Source organism: Agarilytica rhodophyticola (genome assembly GCF_002157225.2).
In the GTDB taxonomy this organism is placed as follows: domain Bacteria; phylum Pseudomonadota; class Gammaproteobacteria; order Pseudomonadales; family Cellvibrionaceae; genus Agarilytica; species Agarilytica rhodophyticola.
Genome location: NZ_CP020038.1, coordinates 2,187,728 through 2,210,440 on the forward strand (window position 1 = coordinate 2,187,728; position 22,713 = coordinate 2,210,440).

Here is a 22,713-nt window from a genome sequence, read left to right on the forward strand (position 1 = left end):
ACAACTTGATACATTTAATGTTGTTGCCGTACTTTATGGTGTGAATTTAAGCCTTACGCACTTTAGATTCATGCTTAAATTATAGAATATCAAAATATGTTGATAGAGCTTTTGGAACGTATTTATATTACTTTTCTGGCGCTGAATGTGATGTTCTAAGTAAAGATCTTAATTGTTATATAAATAAACGCTTTTTCTTTTCATCAATTAGATTTTTTGCTACTTAAGAACTGACTCTAGAGGTTGTCATTGCAAGGGCAACTGACAGAAAAACAAGTTTGGTCTTCTAATCGCATCATTGTTAAGTCACCACCCCAAACACAGCCTGTATCTAAGGCATAAAAACCATCTCTATTAGATTTCCCTTGCAGAGATGCCCAGTGACCAAAAATAATGCGTTGGCCTGCACATTTATGGTTTTCATGAGCAAACCATGGTGCATATCCCTCAGGAGCTGAATTCGGCTCTGTTTTAGTTTTTAATTCCAATTGTCCTTCTGCGGTGCAAAATCGCATGCGAGTGAAATAGTTAGTAATAAGTCTTAAGCGAGCATTACCTTGAAAGCTATCATCCCAGCAGCTCGGCTCATTACCATACATTTGGCTAAAAAAATCGTTTGCTTGCTCGCTATGAAGGACTTGTTCAACTTCCTGAGAATAGCTTAGCGCCTGCCTTATAGTCCACATTGGGGGAATCCCGGCATGAACCATGGTATAGCCAAGATCACTATCGTGATGCACTAGGGGCTGGTCTTGCAACCAGTTGAGTAGCTCATCACTATCCCTTGCCTGCAAAATATCTTGTAATGTATCTTTTGGCGATAGCTTTTTAAAACCTTTAGCTGCTGCCAATAAGTGTAAGTCATGATTCCCCAGTACCATCTTAACCGAAGGTAGCTGCTTGGCGAATCGCAGGGCGCCGAGGCTGTCTGGCCCACGATTTACCAGATCCCCTGCGATCCACAAGGTATCTTGGCTTGGATCGAAATGGGCAATATCTAAAAGCTTTTGTAGGGGTGCTAGGCACCCTTGAATGTCGCCGACCGCGTACGTAGCCAATGTCAAGGCCTCAGCTTAGGTAGTTAATATGTGCAGCACTTTCGTACCTTCAGTAGTACTGTGATTGGCGTTAGTGAAGAGCGTCCTCTTGCACCAGTGCAAATGCGGGAATTTGCGCTTCGAAGCTCTCTCCCGATGGAGTTTCCATGGTATAGGTTCCAGTCATCATGCCAGTTTTAGTTTCCATAACGACACCGCTGGTGTAGGTATAACTTTCACCTGGGGAAAGTGTTGGCTGTTCACCCACCACACCAAGGCCCTGCACCTCTTGGGTATTCTCATTGGCATCGGTAATGAACCAATGACGACTTATTAACTGTGCAGTAGTATCGCCCAGATTGGTCAGATTGATAGTATAGGCATAAACAAACTTATTACTTTCCGGATTAGACTGCTCGGAAATATATTCGGTTTTTACATCAACTTGCACATTATTTGTTAACAATGTCTTCGCTTCCCCATAATGCATTACTGAATTGAACATAGTTTTCTACGCTAAGGGTTTCTGCTCGCAATGACAAGTCTAAGCCGACGTTTTCTGCTTGCTCATCGCTCACTAGCTGTTTCAAGCAATTGCGTAAGGTTTTCCTACGTTGTTGAAAGGCGGTTTTTACTAGCGTATCAAAATTGCGTAAATTATCTGCCACCAATGTTGGCGTTTGGTAAGGCTCCAATCTAACTACTGCAGAATCTACCTTCGGTGCTGGATGGAAACAGTTTGGGGGTACTTCGAATAATGCCTCTACACGACAGTGATACTGAGTCATTATACTCAGACGACCATAGTTCTTTTCTCTAGGCTTTGCAGCTAGGCGCTGAACAACTTCCTTTTGCAGCATAAAGTGCATATCACGTATGTAATGTTTGTTATCCAACAGGTGGAATATAAGAGGAGTCGATATGTTGTAAGGCAGGTTACCAATAACGCGTAACGCATCGTTTTCGTCTCTTAGGAGGGATGAAAAGTCGAATTTAAGTGCGTCGCCTTGATGGATTTTGAAGTCTTTGTACTTGGCGAATTGAGATAGCAAGACAGGCACTAAATCTCGATCGAGTTCCACTACCTGAACACTTTCATTACTTTCCAATAAATGACCCGTTAATGCCCCTTGACCCGGACCAATTTCAACAATGCGATCTTCCGCTTTTGGTGCAAGAGAGCGGATAATATTATTGATAACATTTTGATCAATGAGAAAGTTTTGACCGAAACGCTTGCGCGCACGATGCCCTGATGGTGTGGGTTTTGGCATAGGTTAAAGTGTCCGGTTACTCGCTAATTGTGCGGCAATAGTCATGGCTTCTAGCAGGCTGCCTTCATCAGCGATGCCTTTCCCCGCGAGGTCTAGCGCCGTGCCATGGTCGACTGATGTGCGGATAAAAGGTAGGCCCAAGGTAATATTGACTGCCTTACCAAAGCCTTTGTGCTTAAGTACTGGGAGCCCCTGATCGTGGTACATTGCCAGCACTGCATCCGCTTTTTCTAAATAAGACGGGGTAAATAAAGTATCTGCTGGTAAAGGGCCAATAAGTTCTACCTGACTATTATCAAAGCGCTTTAGTGTTGGGGCAATGGTGGTAATTTCTTCCATACCTAAGTGGCCGTTTTCACCTGCATGAGGATTGAGACCCGCCACTAGGATACGAGGTTTGACAAGACCAAATTTCTCTCGTAGCTCGCGTACTAAAATGTCTATGACTTGGTAGAGACTCCCTTCTGTAATGGCAGCAGAGACATCTCTCAAAGGGAGGTGTGTGGTGGCCAGTGCAACACGTAAACCTTCGGTGGCGAGCATCATGACCACTTTTTCGGTATGGCTACGTTCGGCGAAAAACTCCGTATGACCACTAAAAGCAATACCGGCCTCATTAATAATACTTTTTTGTACAGGCCCTGTTACAACAGCACTATAGGTTTTTTGCAAGCAAAGTTCGGTGGCGACTTCTAGGCTCTTGAGGACATAGCTGGCGTTGTCCTTGGATAATGTGCCGCAGATGGAAGGTTTTGTGAGCTCAACAGGGAGAACATTAATTGCACCTTTTGCTGTAGCTGCAATAGGCTCGTTAGGAGAACAAATGCGAACAGCAAGGGGCAAGCCTAATTGCTTGGCCCTCTCTTGCAATAAGGTTGGGTCGCAAACTGCAACCCAAGGTGAGTCAATTGCATGTTGTGCAATTTTAACCGCTAACTCAGGCCCGATACCTGCCGGCTCGCCCGGTGTGACCAGTAGAGGAGTTGTTGTCATCAAGCTTTATATTTTGATTTCGATAAAAGCATTATCGCGCATTTCTTGAATCCACAGCTGCACTTCGTCTTCAAAGCGGCGGCTCATCAAAACATTTCGTGCGCGAGTGCGAATGGCTTGTTCTGTCATATCTTCCGCGCGACGGTCTTGTACTTGTAAGATATGCCAACCAAATTGAGACTTAAAGGGTTCACTAATATTGCCGATTTTAGTTACTGCCATATTTTGCTCGAAGGCCGGTACAAACTGACCGGGAGAAGCCCAACCTAAATCACCACCGGAGAGTTTAGAGGCAATGTCCTCTGAGTGCTCTTTTGCCAATTCGGCAAAATCTGCATCCTCTTCAAGTACTGAGCGTCTGAACTCTGCGAGTTTTGCCTGAGCTTGATCGTCATTGAGAATCGCCGAGGTTTTTAGAAGAATATGTCTAGCTTTGGTTTGGTTGACGATTTGTTTGGTTTCTCCACGCTTACCGTTAAGTTTAAGAATATGAAAACCGGCCCGGCTGCGTTCAGGGCGAGATACTTCACCTTCGTCAAGTTTTGGCGCGATATCGGCAAATAGTGTCGGCAAATCAGAGGATTTGCGCCACCCCATAGCACCACCTTTAAGCGCTAAGGGGCCGTCCGACTCTGCCAGTGCTAATTCTTCAAATTTGGCGCCATCTTTGAGGCGCTGATAGATTGACATGGCCTTGTCTTCAGCTTCTTTAGATGTTTTTACATCGGCAGAAGGTGGCAGTGAAACAAGGATATGGCTGAGATTATAATCGGGGGAGATCCAGAATTTAGCATCTGCGGATTTTAAGAAATTATCCACATCTTGCTCTGCAATTTTAATGCGCGATCTCACAAGGCCCTGGGAGATATTTTGCATCGTCAGTTGGCGGCGCAGCTGGCCTTTAAATTCTTCCACGCTTGTGCCTTCCGATTGCAACTGTCGCATTAATGCCGCTTCATCCCATTTGCGGTTTTTCATCAAGTTCCCCATAGCATTGAGCACTTCTTGGTCGCTAACGGTAACGCCATAGCGCCGTGCTGTACTCAGCTGCAATGTTTCATTGATGAGCTGATCAAGAATTTGCTCTCTTAATACGTTGGCAGGCGGCAGTCTAACGCCAGCGCTCTCAGAGCGTTGGGTGACTTCGTTAACGCGAGAGTCCAGTTCGGTTTGAGTGATAACATCCTCGTCTATTGTTGCTACCACCCGGTCTAGTATTTCCACTGCCGCAAACGCAAGATTAGGTACTAGTGCGGTGAATAGTGCTGCCTGCAGCGATTTTTTAAGTAAGCGCATAATTCCTGTAACTGTCTATTTAGTAAAACTATTAATAAAGTAATTTTTCTCGTGTTTCGTAGCCTGATATACCATCGTTTAGGATGGAGTTTACCTTGGCTCCGGAGCCGCCTAGACCCTTAAAGTGGATTTCGAAGAATATCCCTTGGTCGTATTGCGCGCTTTCATCAGAAACTAGATTGGCTATATTACTGTCTAGCCAGCGTCGCGCCAAGAATCTTAGGCGATAACAGCAATCGTTATATTCGAACCCTAGGAAGGTTTCGAGTTCCTGTTGATTTTCAAAATCGTAGTTGACACGGCCCATCAATGACCATTGTTTGTTAACTGGGTGGGCGAATGATACATCCAACTGATCAATATCGCGGTTAATAATGTTGCTTGGCCCGAGGGTATTCTGGTCTCGTAAGAAAGAATAGGTGATATTGAAGAGTTTTTTATAATCTTGTGACGCGAAGTTTAAACCCGCTGAGCCACGGTTGATTTTACGGCTTTCAGTATCGTAAATAGCATTGGTAAATAGCTGGGTTCGCCTACCTAAATTTACTCGGAGTTCTGATGCTGACTCTGAGGTATCTTCCGTTTCTTCTGGACTAAGGCTGCCGGCAAGGGTTACTCGGCGATCTCTAAAGTGGAATATCTGACCGACGCTGGCGATAAATAGATCGCGCCCTGTATTGTTATTCTGCCAGCGACTAGTGAGACCAAGTGTCACTTGGTTGGCGTCATCGAGGCGATCACCGCCGATAAAGCGCGAGTCGCGATAGAGTTGTCCGTAGGAAAAGGTTCGCGCTGAAGTATCAAAATTGACATTAAGGTCGTTATTGGCTCCTATACCTAGCAGCTCATCATGGTTCTCAAACTGACGATAAAGATAAAAGACACGTGGCTCGAGAGTTTGAGTAAATGCGCCCCCGCCATGTTCGAATACTAGCCCCATATCGACGCTTGCTTGGGGCGCTGAAAGGCTGAGTTGCTCCTGCTCTGTAAGCGATAATAAGGGATTTTCATCCAAGTCGTAAGAAAGGGTTTTAAATCCTACTTCCGGGGTAAAAAAGCCCCATGGATAACGCTTCTCAAGACGCATTCTGTAATCAGTATTAAAACGCTGGCCGGTAAGGATGTCGGGACGATTATCACGATGCTTAAACTGCGTGTACCTGTTCTGCAAGATAAAGGTCCAGTCGTCGAAATTATAACGACCATCAATATCGATTTGTGGCAGCTTACGGTATGGTGAATCGATATCTACCAGAAGTATCTGTTGTGACTGAGCAAGTGACGACAGCTTCCAATGATCAAATTGATAGCCCACCTCTAAGGATTGGTTTAGAAAGATTTGGTTATTGGAAGCGAAGGAAGACGCACCGAGATCACGAAAATAGTCTTCGTCACTAACCTTGGTGTAATCTGCTCGTGTATACCAACCCTCTGTGTCACCACCGCGTTGATCAAGCTTTGCCATCCATCGGTTATTCCCTTTATTAGGGCGTGCTCGTTCTTCGGTGAGTTGGCCTTCTCGGATTAGGTCGTCCAAATCTGGATCTGGGCTGCCGCCATCGTTAGGTAAGAAAGCCAGACCGCCCTCTGTTCTCATCCATTTATTTAAGTAGCGTGCAGAGCCTTCGAGCATTGTGCCCCGACCGGAAATAAAACGCGGCGTTAATGTCGCATCGTAGTTGGGCGCCAGATTCCAATAATAGGGGAGAGAAAAGTCTAAGCCGCCATCGTCACTACTTCTAAACGAAGGGAAAAGGAAGCCGGTTTGCCTCTCGTCACCTACTGGGAATGAAATGTAGGGCAGATAAAAAATAGGAACAGAGCCCACTTTCAATTTAACATTTTTGCCTGTCCCTCGGTTGGTCTCCCTATTGACCGTTAACTTCTCTCCTTCTAGCATCCACGACTCGTCTCCCGGTTCGCAAGCTGTCAGGCGGCCATCTTCCATTTCTACCACGTTAGCTGATACTTGTTTCACCGACTTGGCACTGCCGCGAATAATGCTCTGGCTACCGATACTTTTGTTGGCACGCTGAATTTTGAGGATGAACTTGGCATCATTAAATGAGGCCTTGCTTTGTGAAGTACTGACTTCAGCATATTCCCCTTGAATGAAGGTGCCTGGTTCCCGAATGGTCACTTTATCGGCGAGGGTGGCACGTTCCAGTTCTTGCTCATAGGTCATGGTCGTGGCTGAAATAGAACGAGTGCCTTGAGAAACACTGACATTTCCCGTTAATACCGCTTTATTACCGTCTGTAATTTTGGCGTCATCCGCTTCAACAATCACTTCGAGCTTTTCTAGTTCCTCATCGGTTAACGCGGCAGCGGCTTCAGGGCCAATCTCGATATAGAGACCGTTGCAACCAGGGGGAATGGCATCGTGGAGGTATTCAGGTAAATCATTTTTTGCCACCCACCCATAGGATGCCGCTTGCGCTTTTTCGATGAGCGCGGGGTCATCACTGCGAATCATTTGAGCCTGTGCTTGTAAGGCCAGCACTATGAACGGCAAAGTTATTAAGCGCCGGGTCAGTCCGAGATTTAGTATTAAACCTGGAGATTTTTGTTCAGTGCTAAGGTCTCGGGTGCTAGGGTCTTGGGCGTTAAGATGCGGGACGCTAGGATGTTGGACGCAAGTGAATCTGGCTGAAATTCGATTGAGCAGAGCAAAGCTCTTGGGCATACTTAAAGTCCTAAACATGGCAGAGATGGATCAGGCGACGATTATAGTGCTAAGTGAGAGTAAAATAAAAAAGTTCTAAAAGATAAATTAAAAAATAGTACTGTCTTAAGCATTTGTGAGTATTAAATAACCATTTGTTCGTGACTATTAGGTATTACTTCCATGGGCTTCTCGTAAATTGTAGGCCAATACTTATATACTCGAATAGTCCGTATCATTAAACGAAAATTAATGATGATAGGATGTATTAACTATTATCTGGGGAGATATCGATCATGACAAGTGACTCATCCGTTACTGCTGTAACTAGGTCATTTGAAGACAGGCTGAAACGTTGGGTAACGGAGTGTCTGCAGAATATGGAGGTTATAGAAGAGTTCCAGTGGTTACCCCTTACTGGAGATGCAGGTTTTCGCTTTTACTTTCGCATAAGTTTGCCTAATACTAGCTTGATTGCAGTTTATTCGCCGCCAGAAACTGAAAATAATCAAGCCTTTTGTGATATCGACAGATTTTTCTTCCAACAAGGTATTCATGTGCCAAAGATTTTGGCATATCTTGAAGCTGAAGGTTTTTTCCTGCTTGAAGATTTAGGGGAAAAAATGTACCTCGATCACCTCAGTGATGAGACGGCGAGCAGCCTTTACGGCGAAGCTTTTTTTGCATTGCTCCGAATTCAACAGTGTCCTTTGGATGAAAGTATTTTGCCACGCTATGATAGGGATTTTTTGCTCAGTGAAATGCAGTTGTTTTGCCAGTGGTTTGTGGCAGAGCTACTTGGTTATGATATTAACGATGAAGAGCAACAGCTAATTGAACGTACTTTTTGCGTTATTTTGGATAGTGCATTGGAGCAACCTCAAGTTGTGGTTCACCGAGATTATCACTCTCGTAATATTGTCTATGGTGTCGCAGGCTCCCCTGGGATTATCGATTTTCAGGGTGCCTTGATCGGGCCGCTTACCTATGATGTGGTGTCGTTACTGCGCGATTGCTATATCGAATGGCCGGATCAGCAAGTACGATCTTGGGCTCTGGCCTATGCTAGTTTGTCAGTAGATGCAGGCATTATGGAGTCGGTTAGCGAAGAGCGCTACCTTCGTTGGTTTGATTTAATGGGGTTGCAACGCCATATTAAAGTGCTCGGTATTTTTGCCAGGCTTTCTATACGCGATGACAAACAAGCTTACCTCAAGGATTTGCCTTTAGTGATTGCTTATGTTCGACGAATTGCTCGACTCTATAGTGAGACTAGCCCCTTTGCTGATTGGTTTGATGCAGTGCTCTTACCGTGTATCCACAGTCAACCATGGATGCATAATTAAAACGTATGAAAGCGTTAATATTAGCCGCAGGTAAGGGAGAGCGTATGCGTCCTCTTACCGACCATCGGCCCAAACCTTTGCTAAATGTTGATGGCAAAACTTTACTCGATCATCAAATCGATAAGCTGGCGCGTGCGGGAATACGAGAAATAGTGATTAACACTTCTTATCTCGGTCATATGGTTCACGAACACCTACACAATCGACCGAGAAAAGATATCGAGATTTATTTTTCAGATGAAGATCAGCCGCTAGAAACCGGCGGTGCTATCAATCACGCGCTCGATCTACTTGGCGAGGCGCCTTTTATCTTGGTTAATGGAGATGTATGGACAGAGTTGGACTATGCTTCGCTGATAGCTCGATACCGAGATCAGTTCAATGTTAGTAAAAATAACAAGCATATATATGGCCATCTTGTCTTAGTGCCTACCCCGGATTTTAAAATCCACGGAGATTTTTCTATTCAAGAAGGATTTTTGCAGCCCTTAGTAAAGGGACAAGGTGATTATACTTTTAGTGGTGTAAGTATTTTATCGCCACAAATCATTTCCCAATATCCGAAGCGCCGCGCAATTTTTGCCTTAAAAGAAGTGTTTGATTGGGCAATGGATACGGCTTGCTTAAGTGCTGAGGTGTATGATGGCTTTTGGTTAGATGTTGGCACACCTGAACGTTTTGAATTTCTAAAAGAGCGTATAGGCTAAACTATTTAACGCTCTACCTCGACGCCTTTTGCGTGTTTATTAAGAAATCCTCGTATGCGCCGAGTAAGACGATTTTCTGCACGTGAATCTGCTTCATTGGGCCTCATTAATTTTACCTGATAATAGTTTTTAGTATTGATACGGGCCAATTTCTGCCGACGTATTTTGACTTCAGTATTATCTAGATAATGGTCGCTGTAGTAGATATCTAAAATGGGAATGGGAATATCTTTAAGGTAGGGAATCAGCTTTTCTTCAGTATTTAAAATCTGATTGCGTGCTGCCACCATAATCAGCGCCCGGATTTTGTATGGCACCTCATCTGCTGCGGCTTGAGCTGCATCAGCAGAAGAAGCGTTTGGGGCTAGCATCTGGATAAACTTTGCGGCACGAATGGCTCCAATGCCGTGGCCAATAATCACAATATTGTATTGACCTTTCTCATTGAGAAACTGTATTGATGTACTAATCCGTGCATTTGACGATAATTCAGGGTCGGGCTTATCTTTTTTCATCATCGTACTATTATCCTCCATAGCCTCTATATTGGAGGACTTCATCATAGTATCCTTCTCTAACGCGGCCATGGCTTCTTTATTGGCTTCGTCTGTTGCTGTGGCATCCATCTGCTTTTTATCCATCGGCTTATCTTCTGAAGTGTCTTGTTCCTCAGAATCGGTATTTGTCTCAGTAGCGGACAGAGGTAGCTTTTTTTCTGGTCGTTTAGGTATCGTGAGTTTTCCTGGCGGTGGTAGGCTAATAGCTAATGTTGACCAACCGAATTCACTTAAATTATTGCGTATGGCACTGACAGTATTTGGCCATTCAGCAGACTGACCCTCGCCATGTAAAATGACTACGGCTCCAAAGGGGTTGTCCGTCTTATCCTGTTGCCACAGCGCCATAAATTTCTCATCCATGGCGTTAAGCCATTGCACATTATCTTTTTCCACGGCCTGCATTAGCAGTTTGGTCGCTTTGGCTTGGATATCAATCATTTGCCTTGGGGCGTTGGCATCTGGGGTAGGGGATGGTTGTTCTTCTTGTTGCTGCTCTTGTGGGTCGGCGGGCTCGGTAGCTCCCGTGTTATCTGTTTGTTGGGGGTAACTAAACTCAGAAATAGGTGATAGAACTGCCAATAGCAAAATGGCGTTCAGTATTATTGCTAAAGCTTTTTGTGGTATGGTTGATCGGACAATCATATGTTTTAAAATATCCTGTATGTATTCTGATTAATCGAGGCTTATTGAATGTCTAAAGTACCTGAGTTTAAGATCGCCCCTTCTATATTATCGGCCGATTTTGCTCGACTTGGAGAGGAAGTTGATGCTGTTTTAGAAGCTGGAGCTGACTATGTCCATTTTGATGTAATGGACAATCATTATGTGCCTAATCTTACTATAGGCCCTATGGTGTGCAGTGCTCTGCGTAAATACGGTATAAGTGCAACAATTGATGTTCATTTAATGGTTGAGCCAGTCGATGATTTAATTAAGCAGTTCGCTGATGCCGGTGCTAGCTATATCACTTTCCATCCCGAAGCCTCAAAGCATATTGATCGCTCCATCAAGCTAGTGCGAGACTGTGGTTGTATGCCTGGGTTAGTACTTAACCCAGCGACACCCTTGTCTGTTGTGGAACATGCGATTGACCAGGTTGATATGTTGTTACTTATGTCTGTTAACCCAGGTTTCGGCGGGCAGAAATTTATCCCTTATGTGCTAGATAAAGTCGCTCAAGCCAGACAGTTAATTGATGCTCGTGGCCTTGCTACACGTTTGGAAATAGATGGTGGTGTTGGTTTATCTAATATTACTGATATTGCTAAGGCAGGTGCTGATACCTTTGTCGCTGGCTCTGCGATATTTGGCGCTGACGACTACGGCCAAGTGATTTCGCAAATGCGAGAGCTGTTGGCAGCGAGCCTGATGACTGAAGTTTGATAGTGAGATCGTAGAAGCTATCGCATAATTGCTGCACTTACCGATACGCATTAAAAATAACCTGCATGGGCGAGTGATGAAACAGCTTCTATAGTATGAAACAGCTTCTATAGACAGTTAAATTATATGTTTTTTTAAAACAAAAATATGCTGAAAAGCCATGGAAAAAAATTCAGAGATTGAATTTTCATTAGAAGAAAACAAATCCTTATTGAGTGAGCGTCAGATCAGTAAAATGTCTGAAGTGCACAGCTTCAGTGGCGTTCAGCTGGATAATTTAAAAGTTCTACATCAAGAGAGCAGCAATGAGGAAACCCTCAAAATATTTCGCCAATTGCGTACACAGTTATATGATCGCATGGCGGGAAACAACTATGTCTGCATGGTAACATCTGTCTGTTCTGGTGGCGGGGCTAGTTATACGGCTAACAATTTGGCTGCTGCCATTGCTCTTGATAAGTCTAAGACATCGGTTGTTGTGGACTGTAATTTTTATAATCCTAGTGTTGACGCACTCTTAAGTGCTGATGCCAATCTAGGTTTAATAGATTTTTTATCCTCTCAAGAGATGGGGGTCGAATTTATTTTATATGCTTCGGGCATTAAGCGTTTGCGTGTTGTGCCGGCGGGCAAGCATATTAACGATGCCACTGAGAAAATGTGTTCAAGTAAAATGGTGGCATTTATTTCTGAGATAAAATCTCGTTATAGCGACCGCTATATTATCGTAGATAGCCCCTCTGTCGGAGAGTTCGCGGCAGATGCAAGAATTCTAACGCAGCTATGCGACTTTGTGGTTTTAGTTGTGCCTTATGGGAAAGTTTCTCAGCAGCAGGTACAAGAAGCGATTGATACTATTGGCGAGCAGAGAATTGTAGGGGTGGTTTACAACAATGTTTAGCACCTGTGTCTTTCTACAGTAAACACCTGTCTACAGCAAACAAGTGCTAAACACAATTGTTTTTAGTCATTCGCCATCGCTATGTTATATTTCTTCATTAAATCATAGAGCGTTGGCCGGGTGACACCTAGTAGCTTGGCGGTGGCCGAAATGTTGTATTCTGTCATTGTCAGTGCGCGTAGAATAGCCGCACGCTCAGCGTTGTAGCGCACTTCCCTTAAGTTCAAGCTGAAGTTACCTTCTGAGATTAAGCCGAGATCTTCCGATGAGATGAGCTTGTCATCGCACATAACCACACTGCGTTTGACCCGATTTTCCATTTCGCGAATATTGCCAGGCCAATCATACGCTTCAATGGCTTCCACAGCTTCTGGAGTAAAGCCTTGAATACTCTCGTTATTTTGCTCGATAAAGTTTCTAAGAAAGTGTCTGGCCAGTAGTAATTTATCTCCCTGGCGTTGTCGCAGAGGTGGGATTTCGATTTCCATTTCACAAATTCTATAGAATAAATCTTCGCGAAATGTGCCATCTTTTACCATTTGTTTAAGGTCTTTGTTGGTCGCACAAACTACGCGAACATCAACAGGAATTTCTTCTCGGCCACCGACGCGTTCAATAATCCGCTCTTGCAAGAAGCGTAGCAGTTTAGCCTGCAAGAGTAGAGGCATGTCGCCAATCTCGTCTAAAAATAACGTGCCGCCATTGGCCGTTTCTACTTTTCCTAAAGTCCGTTTGTTAGCTCCGGTAAAAGAACCTTTCTCATAGCCGAATAATTCGCTCTCCATAAGGTTTTCTGGAACGGCGGCGCAGTTAATCGCTACCATACGCTTGCTTTTACGAGGGCTTAGGTTATGTAAGGCCTTGGCCATAACTTCTTTACCTGTGCCGCTCTCGCCAGTTAGGGTGCAGGTCACATCGGAAGGCGCTAGCTTTTCGATAGTGCGACAAATCTTAAGCATTATTGGATCACAGGCAATGATGCCGTCCAGAGGAGAGGTCTGCTTTTCTTGCAGCAAGCGATGCTGTTTTTCAAGGCTATATATGTGAAAAGCCCGTTGCAGAATCAGGTCTAAGGTTTCTGGATTAACGGGCTTTTGATAAAAATCATAAGCGCCCATTGCCACTGCCCTTACAGCGTTTTCATAGTCAGCGTTACCTGTCATGACAATAATCTTTGACATAGGGGCAAGATTAGATATTTCTCGAATACAGCGGAAACCTTCATCGACGCCTTCCTCATCAGGCGGCAACCCTAAGTCTTGAAGAATAATGGGGGGTTCGTGCAAGCGAATTGCTGCAATTGCATCTTCTCTGGTGCCTGCGACAATAACTTCGTACTGGTCAAAATGCCAGCGCAGTTGACTTTGTAGACCAAGATCATCTTCAACAATAAGAAGTTTTTGTTTTTCTGATTTACTCATGATGAATTTGTAGCCTGTGGAGGTGGTTTGGAGTGGCATAGGCTATCAACCCGCCATTATTATTCGCCCTGGGATAAATACTCGAAGAGATATCCGCGAGTTTTAGTTCGCCGGGAGGCTTATTATAAACGTCGTGCCCTCTCCAAGCGAGCTTTCCACGCTAATATTACCACCTAAGCTTTGGATATACTCTCTGGCTTGATAAACGCCGACGCCCATTCCCTTGCCTGACTTGGTGGTTTCGAAGGGTTTAAATAACTTGTTATTAATGAAGTCTTTATCCATACCTTCACCGTTATCTTCTATAGTAACGGTAATTGTGTCATCTTCTAATATGGTCGAAATATCCACAAAACCGTGATTTGGTGTGGCATCCTGCGCATTATGGAGTATGTGGGTGAAGACCATAACTAAACTGTCAAAGTCTCCTTTGACTTGAAGGTCTTCTTTAAATGGCACCAAAGTGGGCACAGGAGGGCGCTTCTGGCAGCGTTTTATTGCCTCTATAAATATATCTTTTAAATGCAGTACTTTAACTTCTTCCCCTTCTTCGTTACGCTGAAGTTTACGTAGCAGATTATTCATTCTCTCCACGGAATTTTTGATAGTGTGGATGGCGTCTTCAACGAAAGCTGGGTTGTCTTTATGCTTCTCTGCATTTTTTACAACCAGAGATTGTTGGGCAATAAGATTTTTCAGGTCGTGCATGACAAAGGCTGAGAGTTTATTAAAAGCGTCAAACTGACGCGACTCTGCCAATAACTCCGCTTGTTCATGGCGGGCGAGATAGCTGGCAATCTGTCTGCCCACGGTTTTGGAGAGATCTAAATCTTCCCAACCTATAAGTGAGTGTTCTTTGGGGGAAACCAAAACCATAAAGCCAACAAGGTCTTTCTCTGTAAGTAAGGGAAATACTAACCAAGCGTCGGGAATTTGGTTCATCCACAGCGGCAGATTTTTATTATTCAGGCCTAGATCATGAGTATTAGAATTAGGAGCAAATACCCATTCATCTTTTAGTGCTTCACAAAATGGGCTGGTTTCAGGCTCGAACACTTCTGATATATCAAACTGGGTATTTATCTGTCTAACCGGTACCATCACATTGGAACGCAACAACCAAAGTGCGCCGCCGTGGCAGTTGAAAAGATCGGCCGCGACAGTAATTGCTCGTGTTGCTGTATCAGTTGTTGATGTTGGTTGCGATAACTGATTAATAAGTTTAAGCCACTCGGTGCGATAATCGTATTTGTAACTAAATAAATGCTTGTTAATCAGTACGCTCAGCTTTCTACGTAAGTCTGATGATGAAAAAATAAATCCAATAAAAAATAAACCGGCGGCAGAGAGGAGGGTGTAGATAATGGTTCCCCAATTACCACCGTAAATTCGCACATAATAGCCACCGATTGATAGTGCCATTAAAAATGCACCTGCCAGCGTTAACGAGGTGGTATAAAAGATTACGGGCCGAGAAAAAGTTAATTTGGCCGAGGACTGGGAAGGTTGTGCCATAGTAGCGACAGCCAGCACCATTAAAACCGACGATGCCATAGATACCGCTGCCCTTGCTTGCCAGAGATCTGAGTCTAACTTGGCGAACAATAAATGCTGGGTAAATAAATAAGCATCAAATACGTAGACGATCGCCAATGCTAAACATATAAGCTTAAATAAACGGTATTGTGTATTGTTACGATAAAGTTGCTCGATGCTCAGCAGACTTATAATTGGAAATGCAATACCTTGCCAAATAATCAGCTTTTCTTCGATGTTTTTTAGCGACTCTGTGAGATAGTTAAAGCATGCTAAGCCAAGGCTAGTTGCACAAATAAAATAAACACAGACTTTAAAAAAGAGTGGTAAACGTGTACCGCAAAATCTCTCCGTACTTCGATCAACAGATAATAACCACAGTACATAGTGGGCCGACTCGGTTAACAGTAATAAGCTTAAATAATCTGTACTAAAACTATGTTTGATGGCAATACTTAATAGCCATACAGTTTGGAAAAAAGCAGCGGTCGCCATTATCCATAATAGTCTGTTTTTGAGAGCTTGATAGATAAAAGCAAGGGTCAGGACAAAGGAAAGTACTGAAGCACTGAAAAAAGCTGTTTCTGTTACGCTGCTGAATTCCATAAAAATTATTATTAACCATTCAGAGGTTATATAGTTAACCTACAAAAAATTACTGGCTATTCTCGGTAGTTTTGAGAACTGCATATTTAAAGTTGTTCGAATAAAACTCACCTAGAAAAAGCGAGATAATTTGGCCTGACTGAATGTGGAATTAAGTAAAGCGATAGCCACCAAACTGCCTCATGCCTTGCCCCCAATTAGACGTGGGGGAGTATGCTATGTCTCCTGAAACTTTGATACTATATTTTCTAATATGCGATCAAATATTGGCGTACTATCCAATATCTTTGCTTTCTTAAACTGCATATCGTAAGCAAATTGTCGACGGGATTTCTCCAGACTTTTGAAGCCAAAGCGGTTTACAAAAATATAGGACTCTGAGTCGATTTTTTTACTTAGTTTACAGCGTACAGTTTTTCCATTTTCTTCCTGATATTCGATCCATGTACCTTCAGCAATATTTTTTGCTTCAAGATAAAACTTGCTCGATAGCTCTTCATACTGCGATTGTTGTCTCTCAAGTGCCGTCATTTCATCCCATGACTTCTGAGTACCTTCAGCTTTGCCTAGTACTTCTTTTTGGGCATTATCCAAATTGCGGAACTTAACTTCTTCAGAGGAGTTTCCGGTAACAATACACTCTATGGTTTGTTCTATTTCTTCAATACGGCTCTTGCGAGTATCTGCGTTATCAATTGCCAGTTCTAAACCTTTTTCGATACGGCTAAGAATTTCTGGTTTTAGTCTTTGTGCACGGGCCTTTGATCTCTCATCGGAGTGGGATTTACACAGCCACAGCAAATCTGATATTAGCTGCTCGTTTTCCACCCAGAGTGCGCCTTCCTTGCCTTCTTTAATATATGTGATGACTAATACTTGTAGCCAAGTGTTGGTTAAAAATTCGCTGATGGTGTTAGGTAATTTTTCATCTTTTAGCTTGTCGAATAATGTCGACTGTGCAAAAGCTTTTGCGTTGCGAATTTTTGCCTTACCCATTTCTGTTTGGGTTGTGCGATTTTCTACAATATGGGTTTTGCGCGACTCTTTTTTAATCAGTTCTTCTAGTTCAGATTGGATAATACTGAACACCGAGTCATCGACAGAATACTGTCGGTTAATGGTTTGTATGCCATCGACAATGGTACGGTACAACGAATCCCTTTCTAGCGGTTTGCTCTCATCAAACTGCAAGCCTGCCATAGTTATCGTATTAATTAGCTTGCGTGCTGGATGCTCGCCATTGGACAAGAAAGAATTATCTTTAAGAGCAACCTTTAATATAGGAATTTGTAAACGACATATCAAAGACTGTACTACGATGGGTAAGTCTTGGTCTTCGAGAATTTTCTCAAAAAACATTGCCACCAAATTGATCGTATCTTCTTCCGATTGCTTAAGAGAATTAGGCGTATTGGGATTGTTTTTGCTGAGTAACTCGTTGACCAGATCACGCAATACCACTTTGGGCTCGGTGCGCGCAATTTTATGATCGATAACCGGCTGTTTCGGTGTCAGAATTGAGGCGAGATCTTGCCCTGTAAGAGCCGGGCCGGGATTGCTGCCGTAGACATAGTAGTTTTGGCCACCATTAACTCCTCTAATTGCCGTCATTAAAGATGCGAGTGCTTCAGGAGATAGAGAAATGGTTCTCCCTGGAATTACTGGGGGCGCTTGCTGTGTTTGTGTTTCAGCTTGCGTATCGACGGCTGTTGCTGTCTGTTCTTCTTGGCTATCTTGCCTATTTGGCGCGGGCGATACGCCAGGATTTTTTATTAAGTTCTTCGGAACCTTCGGCAGTATACCTGTTTCGATTAGGGTTTGGTTTGCATCAGCATATACATGGCCAAGTTGCTTGAGTACGTGTTTTTCAAATAGCTTAAAAAGTATTAATCGAGTTTTTATACTGATCTTCAGTTTATCAATACAAGCTTTAACAAAGGCTTTTGATATTTGCTGAGGATCTAGTGGATTATTATCTTCGTCGACATTAGTTTGCAGCAACAGATGATCGAGCCGAATACCTAATTCGTATATCTCGTTTTTATAGGATTCGCGAGCCCGACTGGACATGTTTTTTAGCGCCAGTTCAATTTCTAGGTCATCCCCTTCGACGATAGATAAATTGACTTCAGCATCTGCTGCTGGTTCTTTGTCGGCATCATTGTTTATTGCTGGATTTATTAAACTCTCAAAGCCTAAGGTCAAGGCTTGTAGAAATGCCGAAATCAAGCCTTCCTTTTTGACGCGTATTTCACGCATAGACTCGAAGTATAAATTTTGTTCGTTATTGCTGGTCGCTCGCTTAGATAGCTCGTAGAACAAATCATCAGTGGCGGAGAACATATGTTCCATCAACTGTCGGCTTGAGCTAAGGGCTTCACTTTCAATATGCTTCAAAACTCCTGGTGAGCTTAGCTTCTTCTCATTATTTCCTCTGACTAGTTCTAGGTGACTAGTTGGAATGTCAGCTGCCATTTCAATAAACTCTATAAATTTGTCGAATTCGTGTCCGTTAATAAATTTTGAGGCATAAAAATAATTTATTAGCAATTATTATGCCCAAAATCATGTGGCGTTTTTTGTTATCTTCGTTATTAGATGTGTATTTTTAAGATATAACGCAGGCTAAAAATAGCATAACTTGCTTGAATTGAGTATTCACGAGGCTTTTCTCCCTGACTTATTTTCACTTTTTTTGATTTTTTATTTCCAAATAGGTATAGGTGGAAGTTTTTTGCGCCACAAGTTGTTGAAATTGTGACAGCTTTAAAAACAGGTATACTTTTTTTTGTAAAGTTTATCGACACTTTTTTGGGGGTGGCCTCCGTTTTAACCCTTGTGTAGACGCAGTGCAGCAATACTATTTGATAAAGCGGCTCAATAGGATCGTTCAATGTTATTGATGATAGATAATTATGATTCCTTCACATACAACCTCGTGCAGTATTTTTATGAATTAGGGGAAGATGTCAAGGTGATCAAAAATGACCAATGCGATATGCAAGAGATAGCGGCTATGCAGCCGACAAGAATCGTTATTTCCCCCGGTCCTTGCACACCTGCGCAGGCAGGCATATCAAATAATGTGATAGGGGAATTTGCCTCAAGTATACCGATTCTTGGTGTTTGTCTTGGTCATCAAAGTATCGGCGCCATTTTTGGTGCTGATGTGGTTCGGGCCAGAAAAGTTATGCATGGTAAAACCTCACAAATCTTTCATCGTGGACAGGGGGTATTTCAAGGTTTAAGTCAGCCTTTTACTGCCACGCGTTATCATTCGTTGGTGATTAGTAAAGAATCTTTGCCCGACGTGCTGGAAATTACCGCTTGGACTGAAGATGAAAATAATGAAATGGATGAAATTATGGCTGTACGACATCGTCATTATCCTGTCGAGGGCGTGCAATTCCACCCCGAGTCGATATTGAGTGAGAACGGCCACACTTTGCTGCAAAATTTCCTTAATCGCTGAAAAATAACTTGAACGATTTTGAGTAATGTGACCAGCCCCAACAAAGCCTAGTGCATCTGTTCTCAAGATTAGATGTTATATCTAATTTATGGAACAATAGTAGTGTTCTGGTGTAAAAAGCATAAGGCAAAACCGATCAGTTTACCCCGTGTTGTGATGACGTGAGTGATATGTTGAAGAGTGGCAATACTCTTTGCAATGTGCGGGTGTGTGGGAAATATAGAGAATTAAAAAAATGAATATACGTGAAGCGCTTTCGAAAATTGTTGTCGGTGAAAGCTTGAGCCAGGCCGACATGCGTGAGGTAATGCAGCTGGTGATGAACGGCGAAGCGACACAAGCGCAAATTGGTGGTTTTTTGGTGGCACTGAGGATGAAAGGTGAGACCATCGACGAAATCACGGGTGCGGTAGAGGTAATGCGTGAACTGGCTACTCCTGTGAACGTCACAGCAGATAATCTAGTGGATACCTGCGGTACGGGTGGCGACGGATCAAATCTATTCAATGTTTCTACTGCTTCGGCTTTCGTCGCGGCGGCGGCGGGAGCGCATGTGGCAAAACATGGTAACCGCTCGGTGTCGAGCTCCACAGGAAGTGCCGACGTGTTAGAGCAGGCAGGAGTGAACTTAGCTACTTCTGCAGAGCATGTGGCGAGAGCTATCGAACAAATTGGTGTGGGTTTTATGTTCGCGCCATCTCATCATGGTGCCATGAAATATGCTGTGGGGCCTCGCCGTGAACTTGGTATTCGAACGATGTTTAACATGCTCGGACCAATGACTAATCCCGCTGGCGTTAAGCGCCAGGTTCTAGGTGTTTTTAAACGAGAGCTATGTCGTCCTTTGGCGGAAGTTTTAAATCGTTTAGGCAGCTCTCATGTGATGGTAGTCAATGCTGAAGACGGTTTGGACGAATTATCCATTGCTGCGCCGACACATGTTGCTGAGCTCAAAGATGGCGTTATCACCGAATATCAAATACATCCAAAAGAATTTAAGCTCGATTACTCGGACTTAAATGGATTAGAAGTCGGCAGTTCTGAAGAATCTTTAACGTTGATTAATGCGGTTTTCTCGCGCAAAAAAGATCATGCGGTGGATAAAGCTGCCGGTATTATTAAGCTAAACGCTGGGGCTTCGATTTATGTATCTGGCGTTGCTTCTTCCTTGCAGGAGGGCATACTTATGGCCGAGGATGCGATTGCTTCTGGTGCGGCTAAAGAAAAAATCAAAGAACTAGTGGAGTTTACCTCCATCACAGAAGAATAGATGGGTGAGGTATTATCGGTGACTGATAAACCGGATATTTTAAAGAAAATTATTGCACGTAAGTACCAAGAAGTTGAAGAGCGGAGTCATTTCCGTAAGCTCAGTGAATTGCAGTCCCTGGCTAGAGATTGTGCGCCTGCCCGCGGCTTTGTCAATGCTATGGAACAGCGAATAAAAGCAGGGGAGCCTGCAATCATTGCAGAAATAAAAAAAGCGTCGCCTAGCAAAGGGGTTATTCGCGAAGACTTTGATCCTGCCGCTATTGCTAAGAGCTATGAATCCGGCGGCGCAGCTTGCTTATCTGTCCTTACCGATGAGGATTTTTTCCAAGGTTCTGATGAATACTTGCAGCTTGCCAGAGGTGTTTGTCAGTTACCTGTGATTAGAAAGGATTTTATTGTCGATCCTTATCAAGTTTTCGAAGCGAAAGTGATTAATGCTGACTGTATTTTATTAATCGTGGCAGCATTAGAGAAACAGCAGCTTACTGATTTGCATGACTTAGCGGTAGAGCTGGGCTTAGATGTTTTGGTAGAAGTACACGATCGGCAGGAGTTAGAGTTAGCCCTTGAGCTTGATTCGAAGCTCGTTGGGATCAACAATCGAGATTTGCGTAGCTTTGATGTAAGTTTAAATACTACACTCTCCCTGTTAGATATGATTCCCAATGAACGTATTGTGGTAACGGAAAGTGGTATTCATTCTACTTCCGATGTGGCAACGATGCGTGACCATGATGTTCACGCTTTCCTTGTAGGTGAATCCTTTATGAGGGCGGCGGAGCCTGGTGAAAAACTCAGGGAGCTATTTTTTGCCTGAGCGGCATTCTAATTAGCCAGTTTTAGCTAAACCTCTTCCCACGCCCCTGCCTATTTTTACTGGTGAAATTAATCGCGACTTAGCCTATTTAAGATAGGCTAAGAGTCGGGCAGTAAAGATGGAGGTGAGTTAGATCATTGCCGATTTAGCATCGTTGCCAAAATACATCGAGCCGAGGACTTCTAATGTTTGCGGTGCCACCATGATGTGCTGTGTCGCTACGTGTATATCTCTAAAATAACGCTGCAGCTTTGACTGTTTATATACAGAGGTACCTCCAGCTAAGCTGTACATCTCATCCACCACTGAAGCGCTTTTTAAAACGGCATTGGTGGTGGCCAGGCGTAAATCTCGTCGTGCGGCCAAGCTGACCTTGTTACCATTCTGAGCGATATCCCAGGCTTTATTTAACTCATGATAATAAAACGCGCGAGCACTTCGCAGATCAGCTTCGGCCTGCGCAAGTTTTGCTTGCGCGGTGGATTTGTTGGCGATAGTTGCACTGGAGCCCACTCGTTTTTTGGTCGCGGCGACTGCCACCAATTCGTCGATGGCTGCCTGGGCAATCCCCATACACACGGCTCCGATACCAAGTGCTAAAAAGGTGAATTGCGGGAACGTATACAGTGGTTGATTTAAGGTGTCTTTGTCTGGCAGATAGCCGGCGACGCGATCCTCCGGTACTAATAGATCATTTACGCGATAGTCGAGGCTGCCGCTGCCGCATAGACCCGACGAGTGCCATGTATCGAGAAATTCAATGTCAGCTCTCGGCATCATTACCATATGGGTGCGTTGTTGACCGCGAGGGTCGAGCATCGGTTCATTGTTATCAAAGAACATGCAACCGCCGAGTACCCAGTCCGCATTTTGGCTGCCGGATCCCCACTGCCATTGACCTGAAACACGAAAGCCGCCTTCAACCTTGTCGGCCCGGCCGGTTGGTGCAAACACGCCAGTCAACATGACATCAGGAGAGGTGAAGATTGACTGGGCCGACTTTCGAGGAATCATCGCCAGAGTTGTTCCAGTAGTCATGGCTATAAATGCCACCCATGCGCACGACGCATCACCTCGCGCTAGAATCTCGATGACTTCACTACTGATAGGTGCTGGTGTTTCGAGACCGCCAATACTGGCTGGCACACCCATGCGATACAAACCCGTCTGCGCCATTAGCTTAGATATGTCTGCTGGTACACGACGCTGGGTCTCAATATCGTTTGCCATTTCATGACAAACTTGGCTGATTCTTTCTGCCTCTTTAATCAAATCAATATTGGTCACAAATAATACTCTAATTTTGTGTTCAAAGTTCATTGGATTTCGGCTGCAACATACCGAGGGCCATTCAGACAAGTTCTGAATGTAATGCGGCACCCGATCGAACGTGTTGCAAAAATATGCGGGTACCTACATTAAGGAGG

General features: G+C 43.8%; 18 protein-coding genes. 7 read left to right on the forward strand and 11 right to left on the reverse strand.

All coding sequences use genetic code 11. The features are described from left to right. Positions 1 to 236: 236 nt before the first annotated feature. The 6 genes from BVC89_RS09255 to BVC89_RS09280 form a co-directional block, all read right to left on the reverse strand. The gene (locus tag BVC89_RS09255) at positions 237 to 1,058 is read right to left on the reverse strand and encodes a symmetrical bis(5'-nucleosyl)-tetraphosphatase (RefSeq protein WP_086930921.1); all 822 of its coding nucleotides are present in this window, start codon (positions 1,056 to 1,058) and stop codon (positions 237 to 239) included. A gap of 70 nt (positions 1,059 to 1,128) precedes the next feature. Continuing rightward, on the reverse strand, positions 1,129 to 1,503 hold the full coding sequence (gene apaG, locus BVC89_RS09260) for a Co2+/Mg2+ efflux protein ApaG (protein WP_245929361.1): 375 nt from the start codon (positions 1,501 to 1,503) through the stop codon (positions 1,129 to 1,131). After that, positions 1,490 to 2,311 carry a 16S rRNA (adenine(1518)-N(6)/adenine(1519)-N(6))-dimethyltransferase RsmA gene (rsmA, locus tag BVC89_RS09265; protein ID WP_086930923.1) on the reverse strand — a complete coding sequence of 274 codons (822 nt, stop codon included), beginning with the start codon at positions 2,309 to 2,311 and terminating at the stop codon, positions 1,490 to 1,492. The genes apaG and rsmA overlap by 14 nt, the downstream gene beginning before the upstream one ends. 3 nt (positions 2,312 to 2,314) lie before the next feature. Next, on the reverse strand, positions 2,315 to 3,304 hold the full coding sequence (pdxA, locus tag BVC89_RS09270) for a 4-hydroxythreonine-4-phosphate dehydrogenase PdxA (RefSeq protein ID WP_086930924.1): 990 nt from the start codon (positions 3,302 to 3,304) through the stop codon (positions 2,315 to 2,317). A gap of 6 nt (positions 3,305 to 3,310) precedes the next feature. Next, positions 3,311 to 4,600, reverse strand: a complete 1,290-nt coding sequence (locus BVC89_RS09275; RefSeq protein ID WP_086930925.1) for a peptidylprolyl isomerase — start codon at positions 4,598 to 4,600, stop codon at positions 3,311 to 3,313. Positions 4,601 to 4,631: 31 nt separating this feature from the next. Then, on the reverse strand, positions 4,632 to 7,286 hold the full coding sequence (locus BVC89_RS09280) for an LPS-assembly protein LptD (protein ID WP_158657860.1): 2,655 nt from the start codon (positions 7,284 to 7,286) through the stop codon (positions 4,632 to 4,634). A gap of 275 nt (positions 7,287 to 7,561) precedes the next feature. Between BVC89_RS09280 and BVC89_RS09285 the strand changes: the two genes are divergently transcribed. Together BVC89_RS09285 and BVC89_RS09290 are read left to right on the forward strand one after the other, a co-directional pair. After that, positions 7,562 to 8,611: an aminoglycoside phosphotransferase family protein gene (locus tag BVC89_RS09285; RefSeq protein ID WP_086930927.1), complete on the forward strand. Its 1,050-nt coding sequence runs from the start codon at positions 7,562 to 7,564 to the stop codon at positions 8,609 to 8,611. 5 nt (positions 8,612 to 8,616) lie between these two features. Next, on the forward strand, positions 8,617 to 9,318 hold the full coding sequence (locus BVC89_RS09290; protein WP_086930928.1) for a nucleotidyltransferase family protein: 702 nt from the start codon (positions 8,617 to 8,619) through the stop codon (positions 9,316 to 9,318). A 5-nt stretch (positions 9,319 to 9,323) separates the two neighbouring features. Here the strand turns inward: BVC89_RS09290 and BVC89_RS09295 are convergent, their stop codons facing one another. After that, entirely contained in the window at positions 9,324 to 10,520 is a 1,197-nt protein-coding gene (locus tag BVC89_RS09295; RefSeq protein ID WP_086930929.1) for a DUF3530 family protein, read from the reverse strand. A gap of 48 nt (positions 10,521 to 10,568) precedes the next feature. Between BVC89_RS09295 and rpe the strand changes: the two genes are divergently transcribed. Further along, positions 10,569 to 11,261, forward strand: a complete 693-nt coding sequence (gene rpe, locus BVC89_RS09300) for a ribulose-phosphate 3-epimerase (RefSeq protein WP_086930930.1) — start codon at positions 10,569 to 10,571, stop codon at positions 11,259 to 11,261. Positions 11,262 to 11,421: 160 nt separating this feature from the next. Beyond that, the gene (locus BVC89_RS09305; protein WP_086930931.1) at positions 11,422 to 12,162 is read left to right on the forward strand and encodes a P-loop NTPase family protein; all 741 of its coding nucleotides are present in this window, start codon (positions 11,422 to 11,424) and stop codon (positions 12,160 to 12,162) included. A gap of 62 nt (positions 12,163 to 12,224) precedes the next feature. Here BVC89_RS09305 and prsR read toward each other — a convergent pair whose 3' ends face one another. The 3 genes from prsR to BVC89_RS09320 form a co-directional block, all read right to left on the reverse strand. After that, complete coding sequence (gene prsR, locus BVC89_RS09310; RefSeq protein WP_086934562.1) at positions 12,225 to 13,583, reverse strand: PEP-CTERM-box response regulator transcription factor; 1,359 nt, start codon at positions 13,581 to 13,583, stop codon at positions 12,225 to 12,227. A gap of 102 nt (positions 13,584 to 13,685) precedes the next feature. Further along, positions 13,686 to 15,725: an XrtA/PEP-CTERM system histidine kinase PrsK gene (gene prsK, locus BVC89_RS09315; protein WP_086930932.1), complete on the reverse strand. Its 2,040-nt coding sequence runs from the start codon at positions 15,723 to 15,725 to the stop codon at positions 13,686 to 13,688. 216 nt (positions 15,726 to 15,941) lie between these two features. Then, positions 15,942 to 18,200, reverse strand: a complete 2,259-nt coding sequence (locus BVC89_RS09320; protein WP_086930933.1) for a DUF1631 domain-containing protein — start codon at positions 18,198 to 18,200, stop codon at positions 15,942 to 15,944. 418 nt (positions 18,201 to 18,618) lie between these two features. Between BVC89_RS09320 and BVC89_RS09330 the strand changes: the two genes are divergently transcribed. The 3 genes from BVC89_RS09330 (at position 18,619) to trpC (ending at position 21,286) form a co-directional block, all read left to right on the forward strand. Then, positions 18,619 to 19,197 carry an anthranilate synthase component II gene (locus tag BVC89_RS09330; protein ID WP_086930935.1) on the forward strand — a complete coding sequence of 193 codons (579 nt, stop codon included), beginning with the start codon at positions 18,619 to 18,621 and terminating at the stop codon, positions 19,195 to 19,197. A 235-nt stretch (positions 19,198 to 19,432) separates the two neighbouring features. Further along, complete coding sequence (gene trpD, locus BVC89_RS09335; protein ID WP_086930936.1) at positions 19,433 to 20,467, forward strand: anthranilate phosphoribosyltransferase; 1,035 nt, start codon at positions 19,433 to 19,435, stop codon at positions 20,465 to 20,467. Further along, complete coding sequence (trpC, locus tag BVC89_RS09340; protein WP_086930937.1) at positions 20,468 to 21,286, forward strand: indole-3-glycerol phosphate synthase TrpC; 819 nt, start codon at positions 20,468 to 20,470, stop codon at positions 21,284 to 21,286. Between the two features lie 129 nt (positions 21,287 to 21,415). Here the strand turns inward: trpC and BVC89_RS09345 are convergent, their stop codons facing one another. Beyond that, entirely contained in the window at positions 21,416 to 22,606 is a 1,191-nt protein-coding gene (locus BVC89_RS09345) for an acyl-CoA dehydrogenase family protein (protein WP_086930938.1), read from the reverse strand. Positions 22,607 to 22,713: the final 107 nt, after the last annotated feature.

What these genes read in the sequence shown, in the direction of transcription:
- rsmA (WP_086930923.1), bottom strand. Translation starts at nt 2,311, where the DNA reads ATGCCAAAACCCACACCATCAGGGCATCGTGCGCGCAAGCGTTTCGGT.
- pdxA (WP_086930924.1), bottom strand. Translation starts at nt 3,304, where the DNA reads ATGACAACAACTCCTCTACTGGTCACACCGGGCGAGCCGGCAGGTATC.
- BVC89_RS09275 (WP_086930925.1), bottom strand. Translation starts at nt 4,600, where the DNA reads ATGCGCTTACTTAAAAAATCGCTGCAGGCAGCACTATTCACCGCACTA.
- BVC89_RS09280 (WP_158657860.1), bottom strand. Translation starts at nt 7,286, where the DNA reads ATGCCCAAGAGCTTTGCTCTGCTCAATCGAATTTCAGCCAGATTCACT.
- BVC89_RS09285 (WP_086930927.1), top strand. Translation starts at nt 7,562, where the DNA reads ATGACAAGTGACTCATCCGTTACTGCTGTAACTAGGTCATTTGAAGAC.
- BVC89_RS09290 (WP_086930928.1), top strand. Translation starts at nt 8,617, where the DNA reads ATGAAAGCGTTAATATTAGCCGCAGGTAAGGGAGAGCGTATGCGTCCT.
- BVC89_RS09295 (WP_086930929.1), bottom strand. Translation starts at nt 10,520, where the DNA reads ATGATTGTCCGATCAACCATACCACAAAAAGCTTTAGCAATAATACTG.
- rpe (WP_086930930.1), top strand. Translation starts at nt 10,569, where the DNA reads ATGTCTAAAGTACCTGAGTTTAAGATCGCCCCTTCTATATTATCGGCC.
- BVC89_RS09305 (WP_086930931.1), top strand. Translation starts at nt 11,422, where the DNA reads ATGGAAAAAAATTCAGAGATTGAATTTTCATTAGAAGAAAACAAATCC.
- prsR (WP_086934562.1), bottom strand. Translation starts at nt 13,583, where the DNA reads ATGAGTAAATCAGAAAAACAAAAACTTCTTATTGTTGAAGATGATCTT.
- prsK (WP_086930932.1), bottom strand. Translation starts at nt 15,725, where the DNA reads ATGGAATTCAGCAGCGTAACAGAAACAGCTTTTTTCAGTGCTTCAGTA.
- BVC89_RS09320 (WP_086930933.1), bottom strand. Translation starts at nt 18,200, where the DNA reads ATGGCAGCTGACATTCCAACTAGTCACCTAGAACTAGTCAGAGGAAAT.
- BVC89_RS09330 (WP_086930935.1), top strand. Translation starts at nt 18,619, where the DNA reads ATGTTATTGATGATAGATAATTATGATTCCTTCACATACAACCTCGTG.
- trpD (WP_086930936.1), top strand. Translation starts at nt 19,433, where the DNA reads ATGAATATACGTGAAGCGCTTTCGAAAATTGTTGTCGGTGAAAGCTTG.
- trpC (WP_086930937.1), top strand. Translation starts at nt 20,468, where the DNA reads ATGGGTGAGGTATTATCGGTGACTGATAAACCGGATATTTTAAAGAAA.
- BVC89_RS09345 (WP_086930938.1), bottom strand. Translation starts at nt 22,606, where the DNA reads ATGAACTTTGAACACAAAATTAGAGTATTATTTGTGACCAATATTGAT.